Genomic DNA, 23,845 nt, shown 5'->3' with positions numbered 1-23,845 from the left:
GGTCAGCCGGCCCGGCGGATCGGCCGGCGGGCCAGGTAGCGGAGCAGGTCGCGGATGTGGTGCTTCTCCTCGGCGGGGACGCTCGGATCGGCCAGCCGCTCCAGGATCACCCGGACGTCCGCCTCGACCGGGGCGTCCTCCGTCGCGGGGCGGGGGAGCGGAGCGGCGTCGGGCAGGCCGAGCGCGCGGAAGGCGGCCGCCACCGGCAGGTCGAGCGCGGCGCAGAAGCCGCGCACCTTGGCCAACTCCGGGTAGTCCTGCCAGTCTCCGGCCAGCCAGCGGAACACGGTGGACCTGCCTACGCCGGTGTGCGCGGCCAGGTCGGTCACCGTCCAGCCGCGCTCCTCGCGGGCGTCGTCGATTGCGCGCCGTACGAAGCGCGCGAAGGCCATCTGCGGCGAAACCTCTGCCGAACCCATCCGCCTGGGGTTGTTCCTTCCGCTGGCGCACCGGACGGTGCGCCTAAGAGGGTAGTACGGCGATCCGCGGAAGCAACTGACTGATTGTTGTAAGGGCGCGGCGTTCCCGGCCCGCCCCCGGTGTCACGGGCATCGTGGCCGGGGCGCCGCAGTCAGGCCGGTGACTCGGCCAGCAGGGTCGCCAACCGGGGCGTGACGCCCCACTGGTCGACCAGCTCCTGGTACTCCGTCCGGTGGCCCTCGCCCGGCGCCGTCCCGGTCCGCCGCGCCCGGATCAGCAGGTTGCGCGGGGTGTGCTGGGAGTCGACGAACTCCACCACCTCGGCGCGATATCCGTGCAGCCGGAGCAGGCCGGCCCGCAGCGCGTCGGTCAGCACGTCCGCGAACCGCTCACGCAGGATGCCCTGCCGGGTGAGCAGCCCGTACGGCCCCGGCGCCGGCCGGGAGCGCAGTTGGGCCGCCACGTCGTGGTGGCAGCAGGGGGCGGCGAGCACCCAGCGGGCGCCCCACCGGACAGCCCGGGCCAGCGCCTCGTCGGTGGCGGTGTCGCAGGCGTGCAGCGCCAGCACCAGGTCGGGGGCCGGCTCGACCACCGCGTCGGCGATGGTGCCGGCCACGAAACGCACCCGGTCGGCCCAGCCCAGCCGCTCGGCCAGCTCGGTGTTGCGCTGGCGCTGGTCCTCGCGGACGTCCACCCCGACGAGCGCCACGTCCAGTCCGCGCCGGGTCAGGTACCGGTACGCGGCGAAGGTCAGGTACGCGTTGCCGCAGCCCAGATCGACGACCCGCAGGTGCCCGGTCAGGTCGTCCGGCAGGGTGGCGGCCAGCGCGCGCAGGAACGCGTCCACCTGGCGGCGCTTGGCCGCCGAGCCGCCGATCTCCGCGAAGATCGGGTCACCGGGGTCGAGAAGATACTCCTTGGCCCGGTCGTGACCGGCCGGCTCGGCCGCCGGGCGGGCGGCCGCCGCCCGGTGCACCTGCGCCTCGCCCGACTTGGTCACCCGCAGTTGGAGCGTCGTGCCGGCCGTCTCCACGTGCCAGTTGCCGAACGGCTCGGCGAGCAGCGCGTCGACCGCCGCGCCGGCCTCCGCGCCCGGCGCCACGTTCCGCGTCTGGGGCCGGGCGCCGTCGGAGGTGGAGATCTGCAGCCGGGGGCCGGCCTTGAGGACGACCGGACGCAGTTCGGCGCGAACCACCGAGGGGTGCTGACCGCGCCGCCGCCCGGCGGCGACCGCCCGAGTCAGGGCAGGGTCGAGCAGCAACGCCCGCACCTCGGTCAGCGCGACATCCAATGACTCCGGCATGACTCCATCTTCCTCACGTCCTCGGCGCGCCCGCACCGTGACGCCGACCGCGTTGATCACGAAGTTGTTGTCCGCCGCCACGGCGTGCCGTGGCGACAACTCCGTGATCAACGCGCTGAAGGGGGGGACAGGGGACGGCCCTCGGGCCGGGGTGGTCCGAGGGCCGTTGTCCGTCTGCTGTCAGTCGGCGGTTGCTTCGGCCGGCGTACCGGTGCCCGAACCAGCGCCGCCCCGACGCCGCCGGCGGCGGCGCGGCCTGGGCACCGCTTCACCCTCGGCGGCGGACGCGGCCGGCTCGACTGCGCCGTTGGCGGCGGGCGCGGTCGGCTCGGCCCCGCCCTCGGCGGCGGTCACCGTGGTCGGCTGATCTCCCGCGACCACCTCGCCGGCCCGGCGGCGCCGGCGGCGGCGCGGGGACCGGTCGCCCTCCGCGCCGGTCGCCTCGGCGGCGGTGTCACCCTCGTCGGTGGGCGTCGCGGCGGCATCGCCCTCACGGCGCCGGCGGCGCTCGCGGCCACGGCCCTCGCCACGACTATCGCTACGGCCCTCGCCGCGCCGCGCGCCGCGCTCGCCCCGCCGGGACCGGCCGCCGCCCAGATCCTCCTCGGCCTCCGCCGACAGCCCGGCGCGGGTGCGCTCGGCGGTCGGCAGGGTGCCGGTGATGTCCCGGGAGATGTCCAGGTCGGTGTAGAGGTGCGCGGAGGTGTGGTACGTCTCCGGCGGCTCGGGCATGTCGAGCCCGAGGGTCTTGTCGATGATCCGCCAGCGGGGCATGTCGTCCCAGTCGACGAAGGTCACCGCGACGCCGCTCGCCCCGGCCCGGCCGGTACGACCGATCCGGTGGGTGTAGGTGTCCTGATCCTCGGGGCAGTCGTAGTTGATGACGTGGGTGACGCCCGTGACGTCGATGCCCCGGGCGGCCACGTCGGTCGCGACCAGCGTGTCGATCTTGCCGGCCCGGAACGCCCGCAGCGCCCGCTCCCGCGCGCCCTGGCCGAGGTCACCGTGCACCGCGGCCACCGCGAAGCCACGGAAGTCGAGGTCCTCGGCGGCCCGGTCGGCGGCCCGCTTGGTACGGGTGAAGATCATGGTCAGGCCGCGCCCCTCGGCCTGGAGGATCCGCGCCACGATCTCGATCTTGTTGAGCGAGTGGGTGCGGTAGGCCAGCTGGCGGGTCTGCGGGTTCGGACCGGTCTCGGCGGTGTGCCCGGCGTGGATGGTGATCGGGTGGCGCAGGAAACGCCGGGACAGCGCGACGATCGGGTCCGGCATGGTCGCCGAGAAGAGCATGGTCTGCCGGTCCTCCGGCAGCATCGCCAGGATCTTCTCGACGTCGTCCAGGAAGCCCAGGTCGAGCATCCGGTCGGCCTCGTCCAGCACCAGCGCGTGCACCCGGTCGAGCCGCAGGTGCTTCTGCTTGGCCAGGTCCAGCAGCCGGCCCGGGGTGCCGACCAGGATCTCGACGCCCTTGCGCAGCGCGTCGATCTGCGGCTCGTACGCCACTCCGCCGTAGATCGGCAGCACCCGGACGCCCCGGGTGCGGCCGGCGGTGTCCAGGTCCTTGGCGACCTGGAGACCCAGCTCACGGGTGGGTACGACGACCAGCGCCTGCGGCTGGCCGTCGCCGCCCTCGGACGCGGCGAACACCCGCTCCAGCAGCGGGATGCCGAAGCCGAGGGTCTTGCCGGTGCCGGTGGGCGCCTGACCGATCAGGTCGACGCCGCGCAGCGCGATCGGCAGCGCGTACTCCTGGATGGCGAACGCGTGGGTGATGCCGGCGGCCGCGAGGGCCTCGACCGTCTCCGGTCGGGCGCCGAGTGCGGCGAACGTGGGAGCTTCCGGACGGACCGGAACGGTGGTGGCCAGCGGCTGGCCTTGAGTCTGCTCGCTCATATGGATTTGGGGGTGCCCTCTCGTGGTGCGCCCCTCAAGTCCTCAGGGCGCGATCGGTATGGCGCGGGCCACACGGTCGGGGGCGGAACGCCGAGCCTGACCGGGCCGCACGCGCGCGCCGGGGACCGCTGGTGATCAGATCGGTGCCCACGGCAACTGGTCCATACTACCTGAACCGCTCCTAGGTCGCGCAGATTCCGCTGACCAGCGAACTTCCGGGGCGCGTCGGCGTGACCTGAGCCACAGTTGGCCGGGCGGTTTGGCGGTGCCGGCCGGGCGGTTTGGCGGTGCCGGCCGGGCGGTTTGGCGGTGCCGGCCGGGGGCGGGGCCGCTGCGGCGGGCAGGCCCCGAGCCCGTTGATCGCGGCGGCGGCGAAAGGCGCCGGCGGCAGACCGGGGCGCGTACCGCGCGGCTGAGCGCCGTCGGGCCGGAAAACGGTGATCCGGTGGCGCCGTGGCGGGTCGTCTCCCGCCACGGCGACCCGGCAGGGAATCAGCGGACGGTGAACCCGACCGCGCGGGGCGAGGCCTCGGCGATTTCGACGTAGGCGACCTTGCCGACCGGCACGATGACCCGCCGGCCCTTCTCGTCGGTCAGGGAGAGGGTGCCCTCACCCTTGGCGACAGCGTCGGTCACGATCTGCTCGATCTCGGCCGGCGACTGCGCGCTCTCCAGGACCAGCTCCCGCGGCGCGTACTGCACGCCGATCTTGACCTCCACAGTGCCTCCTCAACTGGGGCGAAAGAGCCGCCGTGAGAAGGCTATCCGATCTGTCGGGCCGATGGTCAGGCTGACTCACCTTGCAGGGGGAAGCTGGCGATGCCCCGCCAGGAGAGGGCGGCGACGAGCGCCTCGGCCTCCGCCTTGGGCACCTGCCGGCCGCTGGCCAGCCAGAACTGCGCGGCCGTCTCCGCCGCGCCGACCAGGCCGGAGGCGAGCAGCTCGGCGTGCGCTCGGCTCACCCCGGTGTCCGAGATGATGGTGTCGGTGATCGCGGCGATCGCGCCCTGCTCGACCCGCTCCACCCGCTGCCGGACCGCCGGGTCGTTGCGCAGGTCCGACTCGAAGACCAGCCGGAACGCCTCGCTCTCGTGATCGACGAAATCGAAGTACGCGCGCACCGCGGCGCTGACCCGCTCCTTGTTGTCGTTGGTGCCGCGCATCGCGTCGTGCACCTTGGCCACGATCGCATCGCAGTGCGTGTCCAGCAGCGCCAGGTAGAGGTCCATCTTGCCGGGGAAGTGCTGGTAGAGGACCGGCTTGGAGACTCCCGCCCGTTCGGCGATGTCGTCCATCGCGGCAGCGTGGTAACCCTGCGCGACGAACACCTCCTGCGCGGCGGCCAGCAGTTGCTTGCGCCGCGCCGAGCGGGGCAGGCGGGTGGGCCGGCCGGCGGTCTGCGCACCGTTCCCCACAGCGGTCATGGGAACCTCCGAGTTTCGTCGTACGAGCCGGCGCTAATCACCCCGAACCGGTCAGGGTTCGTGAACCCGTCGCGGAATTGGCCCGCCGCTGTAACTTATCGCCACTGTCACCACACGGTAGCCTCAGCGGGGGCGACCAAGGAGCGCACGGTGAGTGAATCAGGTCAACCCGGAGCCGCCACCCCGGGAGAGCACGGCGACGGGACGGGTCAGCACGACGACCTGGCCCGTACCGGCAGCGGGTGGGCGCCCCCGGCGACCGGCTGGGCCCGGGGCGCGGACGTTCCCGGCAGCTGGCCCCGTCCCGAGGCCACCGCCGGTTGGGGCGCCTCGTCCCCCCGGTACGGGGACCTGCCGGCTCCGCTGCCCGGGCTGCCCGCCGAGCCGTCGGGCCGGATCAACGGTCACCACGTGAACGGCGTACCGCACGCCGGGGAGGAACCGCCTGTGAACCGTCAGGCGCCGGTGAGTGCCCCGCCCCTTGACGAGCCGCGCCGGGAGACCGACGGCGATCGGCTGGTCGTGCCGGCCCAGCGGCCGGCTCCGGCGCGGGAGGAGCCGCCCGCCGAGACGGAGGCCGGGCCGGCCCGGCACTCCTCGGACGACGCGCCTTCCGGCCGCGCCGCCCGCTGGGCCGAGGGCGGCGTCCCGTCGTCCGGGCCGCCGGCCCTCCAGGTGCCACCGGTCGGCGCCGCCGCCTCCGGATTCGAGATGCCGCCCGGCCTGCACGCCCCGACCGCCGAGCCGGCCGCCGCCGAGCCGGCCGCCGCCGAGCCGCCACCGTCGCTGTCGCAGGGCTGGGCCGACCGGGCGTCGGAGCAACCGGCCGAGCCGCCCTCGCGGTCGCCCGGCTGGGCCGATCGGCCGTCGTCCGCGCCGCCGTCGCTGTCGCAACGGTGGGCCGATCGGCCGTCGTCCGAGTCGCCGTCCCACGGCCGGGCCGACCGCGCCTCCTCGGAGCCGTCGCCGGAGCCGCCGTCGCGGTCGCCAGGCTGGGCCGATCGCGCGGCTCCGGAGCCGTCGCCGGAGCCGCCCTCGCGGTCGCCGGGCTGGGGCGATCGGGCGCCGTCCGAGCCGCCGTCGCTGTCCCACGGGTGGGCCGACCGGGCGTCGTCGGAGCCGCCGGCCGAGCGCCCGTCGCTGTCCCACGGCTGGGCCGAGCGGCCCGCGTCGCCGCCACCCGCGGGGCCGTCCGCCGAACGGGACACCGGCCCGGCGGCGGAGCGCCGCAGCCCCGCCGAGGAGCCGCGCGCATCGGCCGACGACCGGCGCGCCGGGCCGCCCGGCGAGCACGGGTTGGCGCCGGCCGAGGAAGCGAACTGGAATCCGCCGAGCTGGGGTGGCGGCTGGGCACCCCGGTGGGCCGGCGAGGAGGAGCCCGCCGGGCGCCGCGCCGGCGAGGAGGAGCCCGCCGGGCGCCGCGCCGGCGAGGACGAGTCCGCCGGGCGGCGGTCGCCCGAGGACGAACCGGCGGGCCGCCGCGTTCGTGTGGAGCGCGCCGCCGAGTGGGCGCCCGAGCCGGCCCGGTCGTACGAGGCGCCGCGCGCCGAGGCCGAGCCCCAACCGGGGTACGAGCCGGCGGGGCGGGAGAGCCGTGAGCGGCCGTCCTGGGCCGCGCCGCCCATGCCGGTGACCCCGTTCAACGCACCGCCGCACGCCACCCCGACCAGTGCTCCGCCGGTCCCGCGCGAGGCGCCCGGCACTCCGGCCACCGGGTACGAGCCGGCGTCCACCGGCCACACTCCCGGGCTACGGCCGGGCGAGGCGCGCGACGCCGGGCCGTACCGTCTGCGGGGCGTGGCCGCCGAGCCGCCCGCCGGTCCGCCCGCGCCCCCCGCCGGTCCGCCCACCGCGGCGACCCGCTTCGACCACGCCCCCGCCACCCCGACGAGCGCGCCGCCCTACGCGGCCCGCCGGGCGGCGCCCGAGCCGCCGGCCGAGCCGACCGCCGGTGCCCAGCCGCCCCAGCGGGCCGCCAGCGCCCAGCCGGCCAGCAGCGCCCAGCCGGCCGAGCCCGCGCCGGCGTTGCTGCCGCAGCGTGTCCCCGCCGAACCGGACGTGCCCGGCGTGCCCGAGCCGCCCGCCGTGGAACCGGCCGCCGAGACTCCGGAACTCGCCCGCATCGCCACCCACCTGCGGCGCGACGACGAGCCGGCACCGCCGCGCGAGCGGCCCGAGGGCTTCGACGTCAACGCCATCCTCGAAGCCGTCCGCGAGGTCGCCGGCGTGCGGGACGCCGCCCTGCGCCGTACCCCGGCCGGGGCACACAGCCTCCGGCTCGACCTTGCCGACGGCGCCGACCCGGCCGAGGTGAGCCGGTTGGTGGCCCGGCTGCTCCAGGAGCGGATGGGGCTGGCCGCCGCACCGCAGAACCTGCCCGGCGCCCCCGCCGCCCCGCCGCCTCCCGTCCGCCGCCGCCCGGCCCAGCCGCGCGCCGGCGAGCCGCGTGTGGCGGAGGACCGGGTCGCCGAGGCACCCGAAGGCACGGAACCGGGCGGTGAGCCCCTGCGCCGGCGCCGGCAGGCCCCGGTCCACCGGGGTCGGGCGGCCGTGGAGGAGTCGTCGCTCGCCACCGTGCCGGCCCCCGGTGCGGCTCCGGGCAGCCCGGCCACCCTCGGCACGTCGTACTCCGGTGGGCAGATGACCACGACGGAGACCGCGCCCTCCCGGCCACTGGACACCGGCGGCGCGCCGGGGCCGCGGGTGGTGATCGACCACGTCCAGGTGAGCACCTTCGGCCTCGACGCCACCGTGGAGGTACGCCTGATCGCCGGCGACCGGACGGCGGAGGGCCACTCCACCGGGCCGGCGGTCGACGCGTACGTGCTGCGGCTCTGCGCGGTGGCCGCCGCGGCTGCGGTGGACGAGCTGCTCGGCCGGGCGGCACCGGACGGGGAACGGGGACGGTGCTTCGTCGAGCACGCCGCCGTGGTGCCGTTCGGCAACTGCGAGGTGGCCACCGTGGTGGTGCTGCTGGTCTGCGATGGCTGGGTCGAGCAACTCGCCGGGTCCGCCCTGGTCGCCGGGGATCCCCGGCAGGCGGTGGTCCGGGCGACCCTGGCCGCGGTGAACCGCCGGCTGGAGGCACTGCTTGCCTGAGCGCCTGCGGGCTCTGGGCGGAAGTCCGGTGCCGGCGGCCGGTCGCGGGAAGACTGGAGCCATGAAGCGCGCCGCCCTCTGGCCGGAACACGTCCTGCCCGCGCCCCATCTGCCACCGCCCTGGCCCGGCCGGGCGGTACGCCTCGACGGCACCGTGACGTACGTGCGGGACACCCCCGCCATCGCCCCCGACGCCGAGCCGGCGCTCTACGTGCACGGCCTGGGCGGCTCCTCGCAGAACTGGACGGACCTGGCCGGCCTGCTCGCCGACCGGCTGGCCGGCCAGGCGATCGACCTGCCCGGCTTCGGCCGCAGCGAGCCTGGCCGCCGGTACACCGTGCCGGCCTTCGCCGACCGGGTGATCCGCTTCATCGAGCACGGCGGGCGGGGTCCGGTGCACCTGTTCGGCAACTCGCTGGGCGGGGCGATCTCGGTACGGGTGGCGGCGCTGCGGCCGGACCTGGTGCGGACGCTGACCCTGGTCTCCCCGGCGCTGCCGTTCCTGGACTTCCGCCGCTCGCTGCAGGGCCGGATGCTGCCGTTGCTGGCGATCCCCCGGGGCGAGCGGCTGGCCGCCCGGCGGCTGGTACAGCTCGCGCCCGAGGTGACGGCCCAGCAGGTGATGGAGGCGTGCATCGCCGACCTGACCCGGATCAGCGAGCAGCGCCGGCGGGAGGCGATCGAGGAGATCCGGATCCGCTACGAGGCCACCCACTACGCGGCCGCCTACCTGCGTACCTTCCGCGGGCTGGTTTCCAGCTTCCTGCGGTCGTACCTGCCGGGCTCGGGTTCGCTGTGGCGGCTGGCGGCGGCGGTACGCGTGCCCACGCTGGTGGTGGGGGGACGGCAGGACCGGCTGGTCGACGTCCGGGTGGCGCCGCAGGCCGCCCGGGTGATCCCGGACAGCCGGCTGCTGATGCTCGACGGGGTGGGTCACGTGGCCCAGTTGGAGGTCCCGCGCACCGTGGCGCGGGCGGTGCTGGCATTGCTCGCCGAGGCTCGGGATGGTGTGTCGTCGGACACGCCGGAGCGCTTGCTCGTCGGAACGGAGGACAGCGCGCTCGGCCGTGACATGGCAGGCTGAGCCGGATGCCCGCCACCCCCCGTCCATCCCGCAGCAGCGTTCGGCCCGTTCCCACCCGGTCAGGCGCCGGGCGGAAACGCCGTCGTCGGGCCGCCCGCCCCTGGCGGATCGCAATCGTGGTGCTGGCGTTCCTGACCGCCGCCGGGGTCGCCGTCCAGGTGGCGATGCAGCGGCCGTCGGCCCTCGCCGAGGTGCTGGCCGGCGACGAGATGGCGGAGCCGACGCCGACACCATCGAGTGCCTCGCCGACGCCGTCCGCCCCGGCGAGCCCGCCGCCGTCGCCGAGCCCGACCACCTCCGCGCCGGTGCTGAGCCTGCCCGGCCCGGTGCCGGCCCGCGGCAAGGGCAGCTTCGCGTACGACGAGCGGCCGGGTGGAGCGCTCGGCCGGGCGGGAGTGCTGCGACGGTTCCGGGTGGCGGTGGAGAACGGCTCCGATGAGGACGTCCAGGCCTTCGGCGACGCCGTTCAACGGGCGCTGGCCGGGCCGGGGAGCTGGGTGGACAGCGGTGGGCTCCGGTTACAGCGGGTCGCCCCGGGCGCCCGGTCCGACTTCACGATCTACCTGGCCACCCGGGACACCGCCGGCAGGTTGTGCCTCGGCGGCGGCATCGACATCCGCAAGGGCGGCGTGCCGTACACGTCCTGCCGGGTGCCGGGCAAGGTGGTGATCAACCTGGACCGGTGGCGGACCTCGGCGCCGCACCTGGTCGCGGCGGGGATGCCGCTCGACACGTACCGGCTCTACGTGATCAACCACGAGGTCGGTCACCAGTTGGGGCACCACCACGAGGGGTGCCCTGGGGCGGGTAAGCCGGCGCCGGTGATGCAGCAGCAGACCCTTTTCCTCGACGGCTGCCGGCCGAACCCGTGGCCGTACGTCGGTGGCAGGCGGTACACCGGCCCTTCGGTGTGAAAGACCTGATCCTGGCGATGAGGAGTATTTCGCGAGGGAAGCAGTAAAAGCTGCTAAATGACCGAATTGCATGGCACGCTGGTGTCATGACGTCGTCGTCCCCTTCCGGCCCGCCTGTCGAGCCCGGCCGGCTCGACTTCGACCAGCCGCCGGCGAACCCCGGCACCGCGCCGCGGGTCAGACCCGGGCTGCGCCGGATGCGCCGCCGCCGGCGCCGTACCCTCGTGTTCCTGGTCGCCCTGCTGGCGGCGGGCGGTGCCGGGACCGGCCTGGCCGACCTGGTGCGCCGGCCCGCCGACCCGCCCACGGTCACGGCCGGCGACCAGCGGCTGGCGCGCGGCGTCGGCACCGGAGACCGGGCGCAGCCCGGCGGATACCCGACCGAGGGCTCCGGGCGGTTCGCCACCGCTGACAGCCGCTCCCCGGTACGCGGGCAGAACGGACCGCTGCGCCGCTACCGGATCGAGGTCGAGCGGGACGCCGGCCAGGACGCGGACGAGTTCGCCGGCACGGTCGACGGGGTGCTCGCCGATCCGCGGAGCTGGATCGCCTCCGGCGAGCTGCGGGTGCAGCGGGTGACCGACGCGAGCGCCGCCGACTTCACCATCTACCTGGCCACCCCGGTCACCTCCGAGCGGATGTGCGCCGAGGGGGGCCTGGCCACGGAGCGGTACACGTCGTGCCGGCTGCCCGGCAAGGTGATCGTCAATCTGGCCCGCTGGATGGACGCGGTGCCGGACTACGGCGCCCCGCTGGACGTCTACCGGACGTACGTGATCAATCACGAGGTCGGGCACGAGTTCGGCGAGTCGCACCAGGTCTGCCCCGGGCCGGGCGAGCCTGCTCCCGTGATGCAGCAACAGACGTACGGACTGGACGGCTGCGTCGCGAACGCCTGGCCGTACCTCGACGGGGTCCGCTACGAGGGGGAGCCGACGGACGGCGTCTGAGATATTCCCGCTCCCGCATATCGGGTTGGGTGGCTCTCATCATGGCCGATCGACGCCGCGCCGAGCGACAATGGCGCGGTCCCACCGCCGATCCCGGGGAGTCCACCGTGTCGTTGCCCCCGCTCGTCGAGCCCGCCGCCGAGCTGACCGTTGACGAGATCCGTCGCTACTCGCGCCACCTGATCATTCCGGACGTCGGGGTGGCCGGGCAGAAGCGGCTGAAGAACGCCCGGGTGCTCTGCGTCGGCGCCGGTGGTCTCGGCTCGCCGGCCCTGCTCTATCTCGCCGCCGCCGGCGTCGGCACCCTCGGCATCATCGACTTCGACACCGTCGACGAGTCCAACCTCCAGCGCCAGGTCATCCACGGCGTCTCCGACGTGGGCCGGCCCAAGGCCGAGTCGGCCGCCGCGTCGATCCGCGAGATCAACCCGCTGGTCAACGTGCAGATCCACAACACCGCGCTGGACCGGGAGAACGTCCGGGAGATCTTCTCCCAGTACGACCTGATCGTCGACGGCACCGACAACTTCGCCACCCGCTACATGGTCAACGACGCGGCCGTGCTGCTCGGCAAGCCGTACGTCTGGGGTTCGATCTATCGGTTCGACGGTCAGGCGTCGGTGTTCTGGGCCGAGCACGGCCCCTGCTACCGCTGCCTCTACCCGGAGCCGCCGCCGCCCGGCATGGTGCCGTCGTGCGCCGAGGGGGGTGTGCTCGGCGTGCTCTGCGCATCCATCGGGTCGATCCAGGTCAACGAGGCGATCAAGCTGCTCACCGGCATCGGCGAGCCGCTGGTCGGCCGGCTGATGGTCTACGACGCCCTGGAGATGAGCTACCGCAAGATCAAGGTCCGCAAGGACCCGAACTGCGTGCTCTGCGGCGAGAACCCCACGGTCACCGACCTGCTCGAGGACTACGAGGACTTCTGCGGCGCGGTCTCCGAGGAGGCGCAGGAAGCGGTGGTCGACTCGACCATCACCGCGCTGGAGCTGAAGGAGTGGCAGGACGCCGGCAAGGACATCTTCCTGATCGACGTCCGCGAGCCCGCCGAGTACGAGATCGTCCGGATTCCCGGCGCGACGCTGATCCCGAAGGGCGAGATCCTCTCCGGCGAGGCACTCGCGAAGCTGCCGCAGGATAAGCAGATCGTGCTGCACTGCAAGTCCGGTGTCCGCTCCGCCGAGGCGCTGGCCGCGTTGAAGTCGGCCGGCTTCTCCGACGCCGTGCACGTCCAGGGCGGCGTGCTCTCCTGGATCAAGCAGATCGATCCGGCGCTGCCGGCGTACTGAGTCGTCGCCGAAGGGCCCTCCCGGTGTGGCGGGAGGGCCCTTCGCGTGCCGTCCGGTGAGCCGGGCCATCCCTGACCGAGCTACCGAGGCGGGCTCACGTTCCCGCAGGTAGCGTCTCCGGCGTGGTCGATCTGGACGCCGCCATCGGCTTCGTCGTGGCGCATGGGGACGCGGTGGACCGCGCCCGTCTCTCCCGGCTGCGCACCGGTGCCCCGGTGCCGGCCGAGCTGCTCGACGCCGCCGAGGTCGGGCAGGTGCCCGGCGGCGGCTGGCCCGCCGTGCTCGACGGCGAGGTCGCCTCGGTCGACGCCACCTGCTTCCGGCTGGCCGAGCTGGACGACCTCGGGGCGCTCGGCCGTCCGGCCGCCCGGCGCGCCCTGGACTGGCTGGCCGCCTCGCAACTGTCCGACGGCGGCTGGGACGAGGACTCCTCCCTGGCCGGGCTCGCCCCCGAGTGGGCCACCCCGGGCGACCCGGAGGCCCAGCTCTACCTCACCGCCAACGCCGGGTTCTGGCTGACCGTGGCCGGGCTCGACGCCCGCGCCGCCGGGCCGCTCGACCACCGCGTCGGCGGGGCGTACGCCGGAGTGGTGCAGGGGGCGGCGCAGGCGCTCAGCGCGCAGCTCGCCCCGGACGGGAGCTGGCCGTCCTTCCTGCCCACCGGCTGGCTGGCCGCGGCCGTGCTGCACCGCCAGCAGATGTTCTACGAGTCGGCCCGGATCCAGGCGGTGCTGGCCGACCGGATCCCGAAGATGTCCCCGGCCGATGTCGCCTGGCTCGCCGCCACGCTGCGTCGGGTCGAGGTGGGCGAGGAACAGTGGCTGCTGGTCTCGGGACGCAAACGGCTCGCCGAGACCCAGCGCAGCGACGGCGGCTGGGACAGCGACGACGGCCACCAGTTCGACGTGCACACCACCCTGCGTGCGATCCGTGCCTGCCGCTGAGCCCCCACCCGGCCGGGGCGGCGCGTTCCGACGCTTCGTCGGCCGGTACGAGAGCCAGGTCCTCTTCGCCTGCATGGCGGTCGTCGGCGGGGCGCTGCTGCTGATCTGGCACCGCTGGGACGTGAGGCTCCTGGAGCAGCCGTGGTTCCAGGCGATCCTGCTCCTCGCGTTCTCCGCGGCCATCATCCCCCTGTTGTTCTGGGGCGAGGGCGGCCTGCCGCCGGCCGGTGGCGAGTCCGGCCGGCGCCGCCCGCGGGCCGAGCGGAAGCGGCGGCGCGGCCGACGGACCCGGGCCAACCGGGTCCGGCGGCGCTGAGCGGGCCGAACGTCAGCCGCGCAGGTGGCCGTCCCCGGTGACCACATACTTGGTGGAGGTCAGCTCGGGCAGCCCCATCGGGCCCCGGGCGTGCAGCTTCTGGGTGGAGATACCGATCTCCGCGCCGAAGCCGAACTCGCCGCCGTCGGTGAACCGGGTGGAGGCGTTCACCATCACCGCCGCCGCGTCCACCCGCGCCACGAACTCGCGGGCCGCCGACTGGGAGTTGGTGACGATCGCCTCGGTGTGGCCGGTGCCGTACCGCCGGATGTGCGCGACCGCGGCGTCGAGCGAGTCGACGACTGCGACCGAGATGTCGGCGGAGAGGTATTCGGTGGCGAAGTCCTCCTCGGTCGCCGGGACGACCCGGTCGGAGTGGGCCGCGACCTGCGGGGAGCCGTGCACGGTGACCCCGGCGTCGGCGAAGGCCGCCAGCATCGCGGGTAGGAAGGCGTCCGCGACGTCCGCGTGGACCAGCAGCGACTCGGCGGTGTTGCAGACGGAGAGGCGCTGGGTCTTGGCGTTCAGGGCGATCGCGATGGCCTTGGCGACGTCGGCGGCGGCGTCCACGTAGACGTGGCAGTTGCCCACCCCGGTCTCGATCACCGGCACCGTCGACTCCTCGACCACCGTCCGGATCAGGGACGCGCCGCCGCGCGGGATCAGCACGTCGACCAGGCCCCGGGCGCGCATCAGCTCCTTCACCGAGTCCCGCGAGGTGGCGTCGAGGAGCTGCACCGCGTCGGCCGGCAGGCCGGACCCGGCGATCGCGTCGCGGAGCACGGTGACCAGGGCGGCGTTGGAGTGCACGGCCGAGGAGGAGCCGCGCAGCAGCGCCGCGTTGCCGGACTTGAGGCAGATTCCGGCCGCGTCCACGGTCACGTTCGGCCGGGCCTCGTAGATGATGCCGACCACCCCGAACGGCACCCGGACCTGCCGCAGTTCCAGGCCGTTGGGCAGGGTCGAGCCGCGGACCACCTCGCCGACCGGGTCGGGCAGGGCGGCCATCTGGCGCAGCGCGTCGGCGATGCCGGCCACCCGGGCCGCGTCGAGGGCCAACCGGTCCAGCACCGCCGCGGTCAGCCCGGCCTCGCGCCCGGCCGCCAGGTCCGTCGCGTTCGCGGCCAGGATCTCCGGGGTACGCGCCACCAGCGCGTCGGCCATCGCGTGAAGCGCGGCGTCCTTCACCGTACGGGTGGTGACCGCGAGGGCCTCCGCCGCGTCCCGGGCCCGCCGGGCCTGCTCGACGACGCTCATCCTGCACTCCTCAGGCATCAGTGGGGACGGCAGCCGCCCCTTCACAACAGCACCAGGTCGTCGCGGTGGACGACCTCCCGTTCGTACGCCGGGCCGAGGGCCGCGGCGAGTTCCGAGGTGGAACGGCCGAGCAGCCCGGGCAGTTCCACCGCGTCGTAGTTGACCAGCCCCCGGGCGACCGGCGCGCCCTCGGCGTCCACCAGGTCCACCGGGTCACCGGCGGTGAACGCGCCGTCCACCGCGATGATCCCGGCCGGGAGCAGCGACTTGCGCCGCCCCACCACGGCCTGCACCGCGCCGGGGTCGAGGTGCAGCCGGCCCCGGGGTGCGGTGGCGTGGGCCAGCCAGAACAGCCGGGCGGCCGGGCGTCGGCTGCTCGGGTGGAAGAAGGTGCCGACGGGTTCGCCGTCCAGGGCATCGGCGGCCAGCGGCGCGGCGGTCAGCACCACGGGGATGCCGAAGCCGGTGGCGATCCGGGCCGCCTCGACCTTGGTGACCATGCCGCCGGTGCCCACCCCGGCCCGGCCCGCGCCGCCGACGTCGATGCCGGCCAGGTCGCCCTCGCCGTGGATCTCGGTGATCCGGGTGCTGCCCGGGCTGGCCGGGTTGCCGGTCCAGAGCGCGTCCACGTCCGACAGCAGGACCAGCAGGTCGGCGTCGATCAGCGCGGCGACCAGCGCGGCCAGCCGGTCGTTGTCGCCGAACCGGATCTCCTCGGTGGCCACCGTGTCGTTCTCGTTGACGATCGGCACCGCCCGTAGGTCGAGCAGCTTGCGCAGGGTTCGGTACGCGTTGCGGTAGTGCGCCCGCCGGGTCACGTCGTCGACGGTGAGCAGCACCTGCCCGACGGTCATCCCGTGCCGGGCGAAGCTGGTCGCGTACCGGCCGATCAGCAGGCCCTGCCCGACGCTGGCCGCGGCCTGCTGGGTGGCCAGGTCACGCGGGCGTCGGGCCAGGCCGAGTGGGGTGAGGCCGGCGGCGATCGCGCCCGAGGAGACCAGCACCACCTCGCGGCCGGCGGCGGCCAGCGCGCCGAGCGTGTCGACCAGCGCGTCGACCCGGCCGTCGTCCAGGCCGCCCGCCGCCGTGGCCAGCGAGGAGGAGCCGATCTTGACCACGATCCGGCGGGCCGAGGTGACTGCTTCGCGCACCCGACCATTCTGCGCGCTCCGCTCCACCAGACCCGCGCGCGTTCCCATATCGTGGCCGGTCATGACACCTGACGAATACGTCGAGGCGGTGCTGGATCTGGTCGAGCGGATCCCGCCGGGCCGGGTGATGTCGTACGGGGCGGTGGCGGACGCGCTCGCCGAGCGTTCGGGGCGGGCCTCGGCCCGGCTGGTCGGCTCGATCATGGCCCGGCACGGCGGTGCGGTCCCCTGGCACCGGGTGGTCAACTCGGTCGGTCGCCTCCCGCCCGGACACGAGCGGGAGGCGCGGGCCCGGCTACGCGCCGAGGGCTGCCCGCTGCGCCCGTCCGGGGTGGACATGGCGGCCGCCAACTGGTCCCCGACCAACCCGGGGCACAGCGGGTAGGAAGGGTCCCCGGTTATTGCCCAGCGATAACCGGGGACTCTTCCTACCACCGCGACCGGTTACCTCGCGTCGGCCGCCTCGCCGTCGTATCGGCGACGGACGCGACCGCCGGGGCGGTGTCCACGAGCAGACACCGCCCCGGCCTCGTTTCTCCAACCGCCGCCCGGCTCACCCGGCGGGCCGGATCGTGGCCCAGTTGTCGCCCATCGTCAGGTCCGGCCATTCCCGCAGGTCACTGCTGTAGTGGATGGCCCGGACCGTCAGTTTTGCCTTGGCCAGGCCGGCCGGGCCGATCCGGAACCGGAACGTGTAGCTGACCTGCTTTCCAGCGGCCAGGCCGGGCAGCATGCACGGCGGCCAGTCGGAGCGTCCGCGCGCCGGCCCGCACCGGTCCCAGTCGCCGCCGTCCGGTTCGCCGACGAAGTTCAGCTCGTACAGGCCGAGCCGGCCCACGTCTCTCGGGCCCCGGTTGCTGACCGTCACCTTTACGCTGCCCGTACGCTGGCCGGTGCCGTCCGGCGGCCCGAGGGTGAGCGGCCCGGCGGTCACCCGGAGGTCGGTCAGCCGACGGTCCGGCCCGAACTTGGTGGGGCCGCCGGTCTGGGTGAACCGGGTGCCCTTCCAGCCGTACGTCCGCCACTGTGTCCGCTGCCAGTAGCTCGGCGTGCTGCAACAGGGTTGCAGGTCGGCGACCTTGACGCGGATCGCCCCGTTCTGCACCGTGACGTCGAGCAGGTCCTCGATGGACTCCGGGCCCTCCCCTTCGGTGCGGACCACCAGGCCCATGGTGACGATCCGGTTCCTGTCGTCGCGGTCGAACACCACCAGCTGCTTCGCCGACGCCTCGCCCAGCCGGCACCCGAGTGTCGCCACCGACTCCTGCGCGCCGTCGCCGTCCACGTCGCCGTAGTCCAACCCGATCAGGTACGGCACGTCCATCTCCGAGTCCGTGGGCGTGCCGGGCACCAGCCGTACCCCGGTGGTGTCAGCGCAGACCCCGTTGGGCCGCCATCCGGGCAGGTCGACTCGGGCGGCGAGCAGTTGCCGCTCACTGATCCGGCCGTCCGGCGCGGCCGGGGCGTTGGCCGACGGCGGCGGGGTGGGGCTCGCGGACGGGCTCGCCGACGGGCTGTCCGACGGGTCGGGGTGGGATCGGCGGTCGGGGTGACGGCCGGCGGCTGCGGCGGGTCCTGCCGCAGCGCCGCCCCGGCCGCGATCGGGGCCACCACCAGCGCGACCGCCAGCGCGGCCCCGGCGACGACGGTGGTACGGCGGCGGCGTCGCAGGCTGCGTCGGGCGGCCTGTGGGCCCGGCCCGTCGATGTGCGTCGTCAGCTCTCCGCGGTACGCGGCGAAGCGTCCGCGCAGCGGATCCCGGTCAGACATCGCCGACCCCCTCGATGTTCTCGTCGAGCAGCGTGGCCAGCGCGATGCGGGCCCGGTGCAGCCAGGACTTGACGGTGCCGTCCGCCACTCCTTCCTGAATGGCGATCTGGGCCACGGACAGGTCGGCCAGGTAGTGCAGGACCACCGCCCGGCGCTGGTTGGCCGGCAGTGGCGCCAGCGCGTTGTCGATCGCCACCCGGTCCGGCGTCGGGCCGGGCGCCTCCGGCGCCTCCCGCCGTTGGCGCAGCAGGTGGTTCCGGGCGGTACGCAGCTGGCGCCACCGGCTGCGGGCCAGGTTCCAGGCGACCTGGCGGACCCAGGCCACCGGGTCGTCGTAACGGACCAGCCGGTTCCACCGCGCCAGTGCCCGGCAGAACGCCTCCTGCGCGAGGTCCTGCGCCTGGCCGAGATCCCCCGTGTACGCGCAGAGCTGAGTCGTCACGCTGCGGTAGTGCGCGTGGTAGAAGTCGTCGAAGGTGAGCACCGGCTCGGCCGGGTCCACGACGTCGGCCGGTGGCGGTTCGTTCGCGTGGGCCCTCATCCTCAGTGTCATCGCCCCTCCCCGTGTGGGCCGCCGGGCGGTCCGTCGCCGATAACACTCCGCCCCGTCGGCTCGGGTTGCAGACCGTGTTGGCAGACACCCGACAGCGTGACGGCGGGTGGCCCGGCGGGCAGCGGGCGTCCCGAACGCCGCACGGGCCCGGAGCCGTCTCGGCTCCGGGCCCCGCGTTGTCTACAGCTGTTGATGTCCGGGCGGCGCGCGGATCCCTAGGTTCCGCCGAAGGAGACGGCGAAGGTCGTTGCCTGCGGGGTGGACCCGGGCAGCAGCTTCACGCCCTCCCCCGTGCCGGCAGCCACCTGGACGGTGGCTTCCCCGGACGGTTTGCTCGCCGTGGTGAGGAATGGAAAGGCGATGGTCCGCCGCTCGCCGGTCCGCAGCGGGGCGGGAATGCAGGTGACTGCCTGCGGGGTGCCTTCCGCGCGCGGGCACCCCGCCCAGTCTCCGTGCGCAGCCTCGTCCACGCCGTTCCGCGGGAAGATGATCAACGGGTACTCGGCCGTTCCGTTGCCGGTGTTGACGATCGTCACAGTGGTGGTGCCCCGACGCATCCCGGTGGCGTCCGGCGGCCCGTACACCAGCTCCGTCGCGCTGATCGTCCACGTGATCGTCACGGGCGTGGCTGAGGTGGGGCTGGTGCTGGGCGGCGGGCTGGTCGGGAAGGCGGTCGGGCCGGCGGTCTGGCGGAATCCATCGCCCGTCCAGGCGTACGTCCGAGACTGCTCGCGGAGCATGGAGAGGGGCATCTCGCAGCAGAGTTGGAGGTTCGCCACCGCCACCCGGACCGCACCGTCGGGCTCGATCGTGAAGTCGGTGATGTCCCCGAGTTCGTCGTGCGTGCCGACGACCGGGCCCATCGCGGTGATCCGACCGGAGGCGTCCCGGTCGAATACCACCACCTGCTTGGCCTCCGTGTCGGTGCGCCGGCAGCCCAGCAGGACGACGGTCTCCTCGGCACCGTCGCCGTCGACGTCTCCGTACTTCGGCTCGCCGAGCAGCACGGGCAGGGAATCGCTGATCGGGCCTACCCGAAGCCGTACTCCCGCCGTCGTGCAGGTTTTCGGGACGTACCAGGACCAAGCCGGCAGGTCGAGGCGGGTGTCGAGAAGCTCTGCTCGACTGATCCGACCGTCCGGGGCGGCCGGCATGGGGCTGGCCGTGGTGGGCGCCGGGGACGGAGTCGGAGTCGGGGTAGCGGTCACCGACGGGGTCGGGTCGGTCGTGTCGGCCGGCCCGGGCGGTGGGCCGGAGCGACCGTGCAGGGCCGCGTTGGCCCCGATGGGGATCGCCACCGCGAGCACCACGGCGGCTGCGGTCAGGACCGCAGCCCGTCGCCGGCGGCGCCGGACGGTGACCCGGACGATGTCCGGGCCGGCGGGGTGCACCGCGGGGATGAGTCCCTGCCGGTACGCCGTGAACTCGTCGGTGAGCCGTGCCTCGTCGATCTCGGTCATGAGTGGTTCACCTCGTTCGTGTCGGCCAACTGGGCGGCGAGCGCTGCCCGACCCCGGTGAAGCCAGGACTTCACGGTGCCCTCCGGCACCGCCTCCTGCTGCGCGATCTGGCTGACGGAGAGGTCCGCCAGGTAATGCAGCACCACCGCCCGGCGATGGTTGGCGGGGAGCGCCGCCAGGGCGGCGCTCAGCGCCACCCGGTTCGGATCGGGGCCCGGCACGTGCTCCTCCCGCTGCCGGTTCAGCCAGGACTGGGCCGTGCGCAGCCGCCGCCAGCGGCTGGTGGCGAGATTCCAGGCGACCCGCCGCACCCAGGCCACCGGGTCGTTGTAGCGGGACACTCGCGACCAGCGGGCGAAGGCCCGGCAGAACGCCTCCTGTACCAGGTCCTGCGCCTGGGTCAGGTCACCGCAGTACGCGGCGAGCTGGAGCGTCAGCGACCGGAAGTGCGCGTGGTAGAAGCCATCGAAGTCGACCTCGACCGCCCGCTCCCGGCCCTCCGGTGCGCGCGGTCTCACGTCATGCGAAGGCGCCTCAAGCCTGGGTTCCATCGTCACCGTCACCTGTTCCTCCCCGTGCCTTGCCGCGTGGGCGCACATCTGCCACACGTGCCGACGCGGGCGACGGTTGCGCCGGTCGCCGCCTTCGACGCTGTGGTTGACTGTCCCATCGGGGACACACGAGGGAGGCTCGAGGTGCAGTTGCCGGCGGTGCTCGGCGAGCCGATCCGGTTCGTGCTGAACTGGGGCCGCCGCTACTCGCTCTGGGTGTTCAACTTCGGGCTGGCCTGCTGCGCCATCGAGTTCATCGCCACCAGCATGGGCCGGCACGACTTCATGCGGCTCGGAGTGATCCCGTTCGCCCACGGTCCCCGCCAGGCCGACCTGATGGTGGTCTCCGGCACGGTCACCGACAAGATGGCCCCGGCGATCAAGCGGCTCTACGACCAGATGCCCGAGCCGAAATACGTCATCTCCTTCGGCGCCTGCTCCAACTGCGGCGGCCCGTACTGGGACTCGTACTCGGTGACCAAGGGGGTCGACCAGCTCATCCCGGTCGACGTCTACGTGCCCGGCTGCCCGCCACGTCCGGAGGCCCTGCTGCACGGCATCCTGCGTCTGCAGGAGAAGATCGCCGCCGAGGAGTCCGGTGTCGGCGGCGTGCCGCGTCCCGATCGGCTCGCCCCACCGGCCGACCCGCGGCCCGCGGAGAGCACGCCGCGCCCGGTGGAGTCACTCACCGCGCCGCCGGTCCGCCCGCCCGCCGGCTGAGCTCGCCCTCACCGCTCGAAGTCCAGCACCACCTTGATGTCCCCGCCGGACGAGGTGTACGCCTCGGCGTACGACGAGACCGGCACCCGGCGGGTGATCAGCGAGCTCAACCAGGACTGGTCGGCCCGGGCGAGCGCCTCGGCGGCCAGCTCCCAGTGCCGCCGGTTGGCGTTCACCGAGCCGAAGACCACGTTGTTCTCCAGCACCAGCTCCCGGTTGAGGGCACCCGCGTCGAAGTCGATGGTCCGGCCGCCGCTGGACACCCCGGTCAGGCAGATGATGCCGGTCGGCCCGGCCTTGCACATGGTGTCCACCACCACCGAGGGCGCGCCGGTGCACTCCACCACCACGTCCGGCGCGAAGTCCAGCTCGCTCACCGGCGAGGTGTGGTACGTCGCGCCGAGCGCCCGGACCAGCTCCGGTTTCGGCCCGGTTTCGGCCCGGTCCAGCACGTGCACGGACAGTTGGCGCTGGGTGGCCAGCAACGCGGCCAGCAGCCCGATCGGGCCGGCCCCGGTGACCAGCACGCTCTGCGGCTTCCACTCGGCCCGGTGGCCGATCCGCTCGATGTGGTCCCACGCCTTCGCCACCACGCTGGTCGGCTCCAGCAGCATCCCGACCGGGGCGAGCACCGGGTCGAGGCCGACGGCGAACTTCGGCTGCACCCGCCAGCGGTCCCGGGCGAAGCCGGGCAACGCCTTGATGCCGTGCTCGGTGTACAGGCCGTTGCGGCACATGTCCCACTCGTCGACCGCGCAGTTCGGGCAGGGGACCGGGTCCGGGTGCCGGACGATACCGGCCACCAGGTCGCCGGGCTGCAGGGTGCCGGTCGGGTCCTCCAGCACCCGACCGAGCGACTCGTGCCCGAGCACCAGCCGTTCCTGGCCGGGCGGCGCCTCGCCGTACGCGCCCGAGATGATCTCGTGGTCGGTCCCGCAGATCCCCACCGCGAGCGCCTCCACCAGGACGGCGCCCTCCTCCGCGGCCGGCTCAGGCCACTCCTCGGCCAGCCGCAGCGAGTCGGAAACCCCGGGAGTCACAGTCACAGCGCGCACGCTGCTCATCTTTCCCCGCCGGGCGGTCGCCCGCCGGCAAAGCGGCGGATCCCGGCACGGCGGCGCGCGGGCGGCCCGAGGCGGGTGGCGGCCGGCCGCCATAGGATCAGCGGCATGACTCCGGAAGAGATCGGCCAGCGGTTGGTCGCGCTGCTCGCGCCCGTCGAGGCCACCGCGTCGGTCTCCGGCGGTCAGCGGTACGCCCGCGCCACGGTCGACGTACCCGTGGCGAGCTGGCGGGACGCGGTGCGCGCGGCCCGTGACGACGCCGAGCTGCACGGCGACTACTTCGACTGGCTCTCGGCGGTCGACGAGCTCGCCGAGGGCTTCGACGTGGTGGTCCACCTCTGGTCGACGCGGCACCGGCACGGGCTGCTGCTGCGGACCCGGGTGCCCCGCGAGACGCCGGTCGTGGCGTCCATCGTCGACCTCTTCCCCGGTGCCGCCTGGCACGAGCGCGAGACGTATGAGATGTTCGGCGTCTCGTTCGACGGGCACGGGGAGCTGCGCCCGCTACTGCTGCCCCCGGAGTTCGAGGGGCATCCGCTGCGCAAGGAGTTCGTGCTCGCCTCCCGGGTGGCCAAGCCGTGGCCGGGCGCGAAGGAGCCGGGGGAGTCGGAGGCCGGCGGCGGTCGCCGGCCGATGCGGCCGCCGGGCGTGCCGGCGCCGGGGGAGTGGGGGAACGCCTGATGCCCGCCTGGTTGGAGCTGGTTCTGCGGGTGGCGGGGGTGCTGGTCGCGTTCCTCGTCCTGCCGCTGGTCGTCGGGCAGACCGAGCACAAGGTCATGGCGCACATGCAGGGCCGGCTCGGCCCGATGTACGCGGGCGGCTTCCACGGCTGGGCGCAGCTGGTCGCCGACGGCGTCAAGTTCGTGCAGAAGGAGGACGTCACCCCGCGGGACGCGGACCGGCCGGTGTTCCGGCTGGCGCCCGCGGTGGCCCTGGTGCCGTACCTGCTCGCCCTGCTGGTGATCCCGCTCGGCCCGGGCGACCTGGTCGGGCAGCCGTTGGACATCGGCCTGTTCTTCGTGCTGGCCGTGGTCGGCATCGGGGTGCTGGCGGTGCTGATGTCGGCTTGGGCCTCGGCCAACAAGTACAGCCTCCTCGGTGGGCTGCGCGGCGCCGCCCAGCTGCTCGGCTACGAGCTGCCGCTGGTGCTGGCCGCCGCCTCGGTGGCGATGGCGGCGGGGACGCTCAGCCTGCCCGGGATCGTCGAGGCGTGGCGGCCCTGGTGGCTGCTCTGGCAGGCGCCGGCGATGGCGATCTTCTTCGTTGCCGGGCTGGCCGAGATCCGGCGACCCCCGTTCGACATGCCGGTGGCCGACTCGGAGCTGGTCTTCGGCTACATGACCGAGTACACCGGCCTGCGCTTCGCGTTCTTTCTGCTCGCCGAGTACGTCGGCATCGTGGTGATCGCCGCGCTGACCACCGTGTTGTTCCTGGGCGGCTGGCACGGTCCGTTCGCCGACGCCCAGCTCGGCTGGCTGTGGACGCTGCTGAAGGTCTTCGCCGTCGCGTTCGTGATCATCTGGCTCCGGGTGACCTACCCGCGCCTGCGCGAGGACCAGCTCCAGCGCCTCTGCTGGCTGGTGCTGGTCCCGCTGGCCCTGGCCCAGCTCGTCCTCACCGCCGCCGTCCGCCTGGCGTTGTAAGGAAGGGCCCCTTCTCGACGCCTCCGGCAGAGAAGGGAAC

Annotated in this window: 23 protein-coding genes; 11 read left to right on the top strand and 12 right to left on the bottom strand. The window is 74.2% G+C overall.

The features are described from left to right. Window positions 1-2 precede the first annotated feature (2 nt). From ACIRG9_RS17805 to ACIRG9_RS17785, 5 genes are all read right to left on the bottom strand, one after another. On the bottom strand, window positions 3-419 hold the full coding sequence (locus ACIRG9_RS17805) for a helix-turn-helix domain-containing protein (RefSeq protein ID WP_402856724.1): 417 nt from the start codon (window positions 417-419) through the stop codon (window positions 3-5). 152 nt (window positions 420-571) lie between these two features. After that, on the bottom strand, window positions 572-1,723 hold the full coding sequence (locus ACIRG9_RS17800; RefSeq protein WP_402856721.1) for a class I SAM-dependent methyltransferase: 1,152 nt from the start codon (window positions 1,721-1,723) through the stop codon (window positions 572-574). Between the two features lie 180 nt (window positions 1,724-1,903). Continuing rightward, a complete protein-coding gene (locus tag ACIRG9_RS17795; protein WP_402856718.1) occupies window positions 1,904-3,616 on the bottom strand; it encodes a DEAD/DEAH box helicase in 1,713 nt (570 codons plus the stop codon). 492 nt (window positions 3,617-4,108) lie between these two features. Continuing rightward, a complete protein-coding gene (locus tag ACIRG9_RS17790; protein WP_265008317.1) occupies window positions 4,109-4,336 on the bottom strand; it encodes a DUF3107 domain-containing protein in 228 nt (75 codons plus the stop codon). Between the two features lie 65 nt (window positions 4,337-4,401). After that, complete coding sequence (locus tag ACIRG9_RS17785; protein WP_402856713.1) at window positions 4,402-5,040, bottom strand: TetR/AcrR family transcriptional regulator; 639 nt, start codon at window positions 5,038-5,040, stop codon at window positions 4,402-4,404. Between the two features lie 1,140 nt (window positions 5,041-6,180). On the opposite strand from ACIRG9_RS17785, the gene ACIRG9_RS17780 reads away from it, so the two are divergent. From ACIRG9_RS17780 to ACIRG9_RS17750, 7 genes are all read left to right on the top strand, one after another. Continuing rightward, on the top strand, window positions 6,181-8,139 hold the full coding sequence (locus tag ACIRG9_RS17780) for a hypothetical protein (protein WP_402857114.1): 1,959 nt from the start codon (window positions 6,181-6,183) through the stop codon (window positions 8,137-8,139). A gap of 61 nt (window positions 8,140-8,200) precedes the next feature. Beyond that, the gene (locus ACIRG9_RS17775; protein WP_402856710.1) at window positions 8,201-9,223 is read left to right on the top strand and encodes an alpha/beta fold hydrolase; all 1,023 of its coding nucleotides are present in this window, start codon (window positions 8,201-8,203) and stop codon (window positions 9,221-9,223) included. A gap of 116 nt (window positions 9,224-9,339) precedes the next feature. Next, complete coding sequence (locus tag ACIRG9_RS17770) at window positions 9,340-10,137, top strand: DUF3152 domain-containing protein (RefSeq protein WP_402856707.1); 798 nt, start codon at window positions 9,340-9,342, stop codon at window positions 10,135-10,137. 86 nt (window positions 10,138-10,223) lie between these two features. Next, window positions 10,224-11,087 (top strand): DUF3152 domain-containing protein, encoded by an 864-nt coding sequence (locus ACIRG9_RS17765; RefSeq protein WP_402856704.1) that lies wholly within the window; start codon window positions 10,224-10,226, stop codon window positions 11,085-11,087. A 41-nt stretch (window positions 11,088-11,128) separates the two neighbouring features. Next, a complete protein-coding gene (gene moeZ / locus ACIRG9_RS17760; RefSeq protein ID WP_402856701.1) occupies window positions 11,129-12,376 on the top strand; it encodes an adenylyltransferase/sulfurtransferase MoeZ in 1,248 nt (415 codons plus the stop codon). A gap of 71 nt (window positions 12,377-12,447) precedes the next feature. Continuing rightward, on the top strand, window positions 12,448-13,320 hold the full coding sequence (locus ACIRG9_RS17755) for a squalene--hopene cyclase (RefSeq protein ID WP_402857112.1): 873 nt from the start codon (window positions 12,448-12,450) through the stop codon (window positions 13,318-13,320). Further along, entirely contained in the window at window positions 13,307-13,636 is a 330-nt protein-coding gene (locus ACIRG9_RS17750; RefSeq protein ID WP_402856698.1) for a hypothetical protein, read from the top strand. The genes ACIRG9_RS17755 and ACIRG9_RS17750 overlap by 14 nt, the downstream gene beginning before the upstream one ends. Before the next feature lie 12 nt (window positions 13,637-13,648). Here the strand turns inward: ACIRG9_RS17750 and ACIRG9_RS17745 are convergent, their stop codons facing one another. Both ACIRG9_RS17745 and proB read right to left on the bottom strand, forming a co-directional pair. Then, the gene (locus ACIRG9_RS17745) at window positions 13,649-14,893 is read right to left on the bottom strand and encodes a glutamate-5-semialdehyde dehydrogenase (RefSeq protein ID WP_402856695.1); all 1,245 of its coding nucleotides are present in this window, start codon (window positions 14,891-14,893) and stop codon (window positions 13,649-13,651) included. A gap of 41 nt (window positions 14,894-14,934) precedes the next feature. Next, window positions 14,935-16,092: a glutamate 5-kinase gene (proB, locus tag ACIRG9_RS17740; RefSeq protein ID WP_402857110.1), complete on the bottom strand. Its 1,158-nt coding sequence runs from the start codon at window positions 16,090-16,092 to the stop codon at window positions 14,935-14,937. A gap of 13 nt (window positions 16,093-16,105) precedes the next feature. On the opposite strand from proB, the gene ACIRG9_RS17735 reads away from it, so the two are divergent. After that, a complete protein-coding gene (locus tag ACIRG9_RS17735) occupies window positions 16,106-16,429 on the top strand; it encodes an MGMT family protein (RefSeq protein ID WP_402856692.1) in 324 nt (107 codons plus the stop codon). Between the two features lie 168 nt (window positions 16,430-16,597). On the opposite strand, the gene ACIRG9_RS17730 is transcribed toward ACIRG9_RS17735, so the two are convergent. The 4 genes from ACIRG9_RS17730 to ACIRG9_RS17715 all read right to left on the bottom strand — a co-directional run bounded on the left by ACIRG9_RS17730 (window position 16,598) and on the right by ACIRG9_RS17715 (window position 20,390). Next, window positions 16,598-17,395, bottom strand: coding sequence for a hypothetical protein (locus ACIRG9_RS17730; RefSeq protein WP_402856689.1), 798 nt, complete (start codon window positions 17,393-17,395; stop codon window positions 16,598-16,600). A 411-nt stretch (window positions 17,396-17,806) separates the two neighbouring features. After that, window positions 17,807-18,367, bottom strand: a complete 561-nt coding sequence (locus tag ACIRG9_RS17725; RefSeq protein ID WP_402856686.1) for a SigE family RNA polymerase sigma factor — start codon at window positions 18,365-18,367, stop codon at window positions 17,807-17,809. A gap of 215 nt (window positions 18,368-18,582) precedes the next feature. After that, window positions 18,583-19,827, bottom strand: a complete 1,245-nt coding sequence (locus ACIRG9_RS17720; RefSeq protein WP_402856683.1) for a hypothetical protein — start codon at window positions 19,825-19,827, stop codon at window positions 18,583-18,585. Then, complete coding sequence (locus tag ACIRG9_RS17715; protein WP_402856680.1) at window positions 19,824-20,390, bottom strand: sigma-70 family RNA polymerase sigma factor; 567 nt, start codon at window positions 20,388-20,390, stop codon at window positions 19,824-19,826. Before ACIRG9_RS17715 ends, ACIRG9_RS17720 begins: the two co-directional genes overlap by 4 nt. Before the next feature lie 132 nt (window positions 20,391-20,522). Between ACIRG9_RS17715 and ACIRG9_RS17710 the strand changes: the two genes are divergently transcribed. Next, window positions 20,523-21,098, top strand: coding sequence for an NADH-quinone oxidoreductase subunit B (locus tag ACIRG9_RS17710; protein ID WP_402856677.1), 576 nt, complete (start codon window positions 20,523-20,525; stop codon window positions 21,096-21,098). A gap of 8 nt (window positions 21,099-21,106) precedes the next feature. On the opposite strand, the gene ACIRG9_RS17705 is transcribed toward ACIRG9_RS17710, so the two are convergent. Then, window positions 21,107-22,153, bottom strand: coding sequence for a glucose 1-dehydrogenase (locus tag ACIRG9_RS17705; protein ID WP_402856674.1), 1,047 nt, complete (start codon window positions 22,151-22,153; stop codon window positions 21,107-21,109). A gap of 114 nt (window positions 22,154-22,267) precedes the next feature. Here ACIRG9_RS17705 and ACIRG9_RS17700 point away from each other — a divergent pair, with 114 nt between their 5' ends. Together ACIRG9_RS17700 and nuoH are read left to right on the top strand one after the other, a co-directional pair. Further along, on the top strand, window positions 22,268-22,843 hold the full coding sequence (locus ACIRG9_RS17700; RefSeq protein WP_402856671.1) for an NADH-quinone oxidoreductase subunit C: 576 nt from the start codon (window positions 22,268-22,270) through the stop codon (window positions 22,841-22,843). Continuing rightward, window positions 22,843-23,805, top strand: coding sequence for an NADH-quinone oxidoreductase subunit NuoH (nuoH, locus tag ACIRG9_RS17695; protein ID WP_402856668.1), 963 nt, complete (start codon window positions 22,843-22,845; stop codon window positions 23,803-23,805). Before ACIRG9_RS17700 ends, nuoH begins: the two co-directional genes overlap by 1 nt. The last annotated feature ends 40 nt before the right edge of the window (window positions 23,806-23,845 follow it).

It is taken from the genome of Micromonospora sp. NPDC093277, assembly GCF_044765245.1.
In the GTDB taxonomy this organism is placed as follows: Bacteria; Actinomycetota; Actinomycetes; order Mycobacteriales; family Micromonosporaceae; genus Micromonospora.
The sequence above is the reverse complement of the archived record's forward strand: the minus strand, read 5'-3'. Positions and strand labels throughout refer to the sequence as shown.

What these genes read in the sequence shown, in the direction of transcription:
- proB (WP_402857110.1), bottom strand. Translation starts at nt 16,092, where the DNA reads ATGGGAACGCGCGCGGGTCTGGTGGAGCGGAGCGCGCAGAATGGTCGG.
- ACIRG9_RS17800 (WP_402856721.1), bottom strand. Translation starts at nt 1,723, where the DNA reads ATGCCGGAGTCATTGGATGTCGCGCTGACCGAGGTGCGGGCGTTGCTG.
- ACIRG9_RS17735 (WP_402856692.1), top strand. Translation starts at nt 16,106, where the DNA reads ATGACACCTGACGAATACGTCGAGGCGGTGCTGGATCTGGTCGAGCGG.
- nuoH (WP_402856668.1), top strand. Translation starts at nt 22,843, where the DNA reads ATGCCCGCCTGGTTGGAGCTGGTTCTGCGGGTGGCGGGGGTGCTGGTC.
- ACIRG9_RS17795 (WP_402856718.1), bottom strand. Translation starts at nt 3,616, where the DNA reads ATGAGCGAGCAGACTCAAGGCCAGCCGCTGGCCACCACCGTTCCGGTC.
- moeZ (WP_402856701.1), top strand. Translation starts at nt 11,129, where the DNA reads ATGGCCGATCGACGCCGCGCCGAGCGACAATGGCGCGGTCCCACCGCC.
- ACIRG9_RS17765 (WP_402856704.1), top strand. Translation starts at nt 10,224, where the DNA reads ATGACGTCGTCGTCCCCTTCCGGCCCGCCTGTCGAGCCCGGCCGGCTC.
- ACIRG9_RS17700 (WP_402856671.1), top strand. Translation starts at nt 22,268, where the DNA reads ATGACTCCGGAAGAGATCGGCCAGCGGTTGGTCGCGCTGCTCGCGCCC.
- ACIRG9_RS17805 (WP_402856724.1), bottom strand. Translation starts at nt 419, where the DNA reads ATGGGTTCGGCAGAGGTTTCGCCGCAGATGGCCTTCGCGCGCTTCGTA.
- ACIRG9_RS17745 (WP_402856695.1), bottom strand. Translation starts at nt 14,893, where the DNA reads ATGAGCGTCGTCGAGCAGGCCCGGCGGGCCCGGGACGCGGCGGAGGCC.
- ACIRG9_RS17725 (WP_402856686.1), bottom strand. Translation starts at nt 18,367, where the DNA reads ATGACACTGAGGATGAGGGCCCACGCGAACGAACCGCCACCGGCCGAC.
- ACIRG9_RS17785 (WP_402856713.1), bottom strand. Translation starts at nt 5,040, where the DNA reads ATGACCGCTGTGGGGAACGGTGCGCAGACCGCCGGCCGGCCCACCCGC.
- ACIRG9_RS17720 (WP_402856683.1), bottom strand. Translation starts at nt 19,827, where the DNA reads ATGACCGAGATCGACGAGGCACGGCTCACCGACGAGTTCACGGCGTAC.
- ACIRG9_RS17775 (WP_402856710.1), top strand. Translation starts at nt 8,201, where the DNA reads ATGAAGCGCGCCGCCCTCTGGCCGGAACACGTCCTGCCCGCGCCCCAT.